General features: G+C 68.6%; 2 pseudogenes. Both read right to left on the reverse strand.

Annotated elements, in window-relative coordinates:
- A pseudogene (locus tag EKO23_RS24845) lies at positions 1 to 265 on the reverse strand (hypothetical protein); the annotation flags it as partial.
- Positions 258 to 472: pseudogene (locus EKO23_RS25615) on the reverse strand (hypothetical protein); the annotation flags it as partial. The pseudogenes EKO23_RS25615 and EKO23_RS24845, both read right to left, overlap by 8 nt.

The following is a 472-nucleotide window of genomic DNA, read 5'->3' on the forward strand; positions in this document are numbered from 1 at the left end:
CGGCGTCCTCGATCCCGTAGAGGCCGTTGATTGGGGCGGTCAGCGAGTCGATGAGGATGCGCTGCGGGTCACCGGCCACCTCGTGGTAGGTGCCCGGGATCGGGGCGCCTTCCTTGTCGAGCTGGTAGGCCCCGGCGGGGATGATCCAGGTGGCGATGGCCATGACCACGATGAGCGCGAACAGGATGGTGTACGCCGACGGCAGCCGGAACCGTGGCCCCGCCGCGGGAGCAGCGGGGGGCGGCGGTGCGGTCTGGTCACTCATGGCGAGGCTCCTCTCGGCCCTGGACCTGCTGGAGGGTGGCGGTGGTGGCCTCGTCCTCCCAGTCCCTCGTGGCCTTCGGGACCTTGAACCCGAGGTACCCGTAGGTGATGTCCAGGAGGGGACTGAGCAGGTTGAAGAATGCGAACGGGAAGTAGGCGGCGGTCGAGACACCGAGCACGCCGGAGATGTAGGCGCCGCAGGTGTTCC

The organism is Nocardioides guangzhouensis (genome assembly GCF_004519545.1).
Lineage (GTDB): Bacteria > Actinomycetota > Actinomycetes > Propionibacteriales > Nocardioidaceae > Nocardioides > Nocardioides guangzhouensis.